Source organism: Pauljensenia hongkongensis (assembly GCF_001746855.1).
Taxonomy (GTDB): Bacteria; Actinomycetota; Actinomycetes; order Actinomycetales; family Actinomycetaceae; genus Pauljensenia; species Pauljensenia hongkongensis.
The window spans coordinates 130,695-134,151 of sequence record NZ_CP017298.1; the positions used below are offsets into that span (position 1 = coordinate 130,695).

The window sequence follows — 3,457 nt, forward strand, 5'->3', positions numbered from 1 at the left end:
CCGGGGGAGGGGCCCGGGGCGGGAGGCGGCGCGAGTCGCGCCCCTCGACCCTGGTGGCCCTGGATAGGGCGGGCCTGCTGCCCGCGATCACCTTCGTCTTCTCCAGGGCGGGCTGCGAGGACGCCGTCCGCCAGGTCGTGGCGTCGGGCATCGCGCTGACGTCGCGGGCAACGGCCCGCCGGATCGGCGAGTACGTGGACGGGGTGGTCCGGGCGATCGCCCCGGAGGACTACCAGGTCCTCGGAGTCGACGCGTGGCGGGAGGCGCTCGTGCGCGGCGTCGCCGCCCACCACGCGGGCATGCTGCCCCTGATGAAGGAGGCGGTCGAGCACCTGTTCTCCCAGGGCCTGATCTCGATGGTCTACGCGACCGAGACCCTGGCCCTGGGGATCAACATGCCGGCCCGCACCGTCGTCATCGAGTCCCTCCAGAAGTGGAACGGCTCCTCCCGGGCCCCGCTCAGCGCGGGGGAGTACACGCAGCTGTCGGGGCGCGCGGGCAGGCGCGGCATCGACACGGAGGGCCACGCCGTCGTTTCGCACCGGGGCGGCACCGCCCCCGAGGAGGTCGCCGCCCTCGCCTCGAAGCGCACATACCCGCTCGTGTCGGCCTTCCGGCCCACGTACAACATGGTCGTCAACCTGCTCGAGCACTCCACGGTCGAACAGGCGCGGGAACTGCTCGAGTCCTCCTTCGCCCAGTTCCAGGCCGACCGCGCGGTGGTGTCCCTGGCCTCGCGCCTGCGCGACGCCAGGGCGCGGGCCGGGGCACTGCGCGGGGACCTGGCGTGCCAGTACGGCGACGCGGCCGAGTACTGCGCGCTGCGCGACCGGATCTCCCGGGCGGAGAAGGAAGGGGCGCGCCGGCGCAGGGCGGCAGCGGGGGCCGGAGCCCGCGCCGTCATCGACTCCGCCCGCCCGGGGGACGTCCTCGCCTTCCGGGCGGGCAGGCGCGTGCGCCACGTCGTCGTCGCCGCGTCGGCGCGCGCAGCCGATGGCAGGACCGCGCTGCGCGCCGTGACAATGGACGCGAAGTGGCGCACCCTCACTGCCCACGACTTCGCGGGCGGCGTCCGCGCGGTCGGACGGATGGCCCTGCCGGGCGCGGGCGGACCGCGCGGTCGCAAGGGCCTGGTGCGCCTCGCGGCGGACCTCGTGCGACTCGTGCGCTCGGGGGCGCTCGCCCCCTTCGACGGCGCGCGCGGGGACGGCGACGACGCCGACGAGCTGCGGGCGCGGATGCGCGCCCACCCCGTGCACCGCTGCCCCCACAGGGAGGAGCACGCCCGCGCGGGGGCCGCGTGGGCGAGGGCCGACCGGGAAGCCGCCTCGCTGGCCCGGGCCGTCGAGTCGCGGACCCACTCCGTGGTCAAGCAGTTCGACCGCGTGCGCCGCGTCCTGGAGTCCCTGGGCTTCCTCGACGGCGGCCGCGTCACCGCCCGCGGCCAGCAGCTGCGCCGCGTCTACGGCGAGCGCGACCTCGTGATCGCCGAGGCGCTCGCCTCGGGCGCGTGGGAGGGCCTCGACGCGCCGGGGCTGGCCGCCATCGTCTCAGCGTGCGTGTACGAGTCGCGCGGGGACGGGGCCTCTGCCCTGCCCGCGGGCCTGGGACCCGCTCCGCGCCGGGCGTGGGAGGAGACCTCGCGGGTCGCCGCCAGGGTCGCGCGCGCCGAGGCCGCGGCCGGTGTGGACGCCTCCCCGCCCCCAGACCCCGCGCTCATGGCGGCGTGCTCCGCCTGGGCCCACGGCTCCACCCTGGCGACCGCCCTGGCCGACTCGGGGATAGCGGGCGGGGACTTCGTGAGGTGGACGCGCCAGGTCATCGACGCCCTCGGGCAGATCGAGTCGGTGGACCCCGCAGGGCAGGTGGGCGCCAGCGCGAGGCGCGCCCGTTCGCTCCTGGCGCGGGGAGTGGTCGCCTGGTCGGGAGTGGAGGAACGATGAGGGAAGAAGAGGCGCAGTGGCGCGGGGCGAGGGCCACAGCGCCCAGGGCGCTGGGGGGGATGGCGGTCAGCGCGGCAGCCGGATCCGCCCTGTACCTGGCGTTCCCGCCGGTGGGCTGGTGGTGGGCGGCAGTGCCGGCGCTGGCTCTCCTGGTGGCCTGCGTGGACCGCGCCCGTGCGGGCCGCGCCCTGCTCAACACCACGGCGTTCGGGGTGGCCTTCTGGGCCCCGTTGATCCCGTGGGTCGTGGTCTCCACGCGCACGCCCCTGGCGTGGGCGGCCCTCGTCGTCTCCCAGGTCCTGTTCCTGTGGCTGTGGTCCCTGTCGGTCAGCCTCATGCGGGTGTGGTCGTGGGCGCGCTCGCCCGTCGGCCAGGCCCTCGGCTGCGCACTGGCGTGGACGGGCGTGGAGCAGGCGCGCTCGGCCTTCCCGTGGTCGGGGTTCCCCTGGGGGACCGTGGCGCTGCCGCAGGTGGACTCGCCGCTGGGGCGCCTCGCGCCCTACGGAGGGGTCGCCCTGGTGTCCTTCGCCGTCATGGCGGTGGCGGTCCTGGTGCGCCGCGCCTTCTCGTTGGCGGGGGCGGGGCGGGAGCGGTGGTGGTGGCGCCCCGCCATGCTGGCGGGCGCCGCCGCGGTGTGCGTGGCGCCCCTGGCCATCGACTTGCCCAGCGCCCAGGAGGCGGGGGCCCTGACGGTGGGCGTCGTCCAGGGGAACATCTCCCTGCCCGGCTCGCGGGCCTACTCCCACGAGGGCGAGGTGACGGGCAACCACGCCTCCCAGACGCGCCGCATGCTCGAGTCGGCGGGCGGGGGAGCGGTGGACCTGGTCGTGTGGGGGGAGGGGTCGGCCGACCGCGACCCGGCCGGCTCGGCCGTCGTGGCGCGCGACCTGGAGGACGTGTCCGACGAGGCCGGCGCCCCGGTGCTGATGGGCTACTCCGTCCTGGCCGACGACGACCACGTGTGGAACTGGCTGGCGCTGTGGTACCCGGGCTCGGGCCTGGACGCCCAGTCGCGCTACGCCAAGCAGGTGCCCGTGCCCTTCGGGGAGTTCATCCCGTTCAGGCCGCTGATCGCGAGCCTGGCGACCGAGGCGGCCCGGCAGAACCACGACATGGCGGCGGGAGGGGAGCCTGGGCTGATGACGGCGCGCCTCGCCGACGGCCGCGAGGTGCCGATCGCGGTGGGCATCTGCTTCGAGGGCGCCTACGAGTCCGTGATCGGCGAGGGCGTGGCACTGGGCGGGCAGGTCATCATCACGCCGTCGAACAACTACCTCTTCGAGTCCTCCGCCGAGTCCGCCCAGCAGGCGCAGCTGCTGCGCATGCGCGCCATGGAGTACTCGCGCAGCGCGGTCCAGGCGTCCACGACGGGCGTGTCGGCGGTCATCCGGCCCGACGGCTCCGTGCAGGCGGCCACGCCGGTGATGAGCGCGGCGAGCATGGTCGAGACGGTGCCGCTGCGCACCTCCCTCACGCCCGCGGCGCGCATGGGCGCGCTGCCCGCCCGCGCCGTC

The 3,457-nt window shown here is 76.1% G+C and carries 2 protein-coding genes; both read left to right on the forward strand.

The window, feature by feature from the left end:
- Positions 1 to 1,943, forward strand: a 1,943-nt coding sequence (locus tag BH719_RS00605) for a helicase-related protein (protein WP_009399838.1), incomplete at its 5' end; no start/stop codon positions are given.
- Positions 1,940 to 3,457: apolipoprotein N-acyltransferase (gene lnt, locus BH719_RS00610; protein WP_009399839.1), on the forward strand; the 1,518-nt coding region annotated here is incomplete at its 3' end. The genes BH719_RS00605 and lnt, both read left to right, overlap by 4 nt.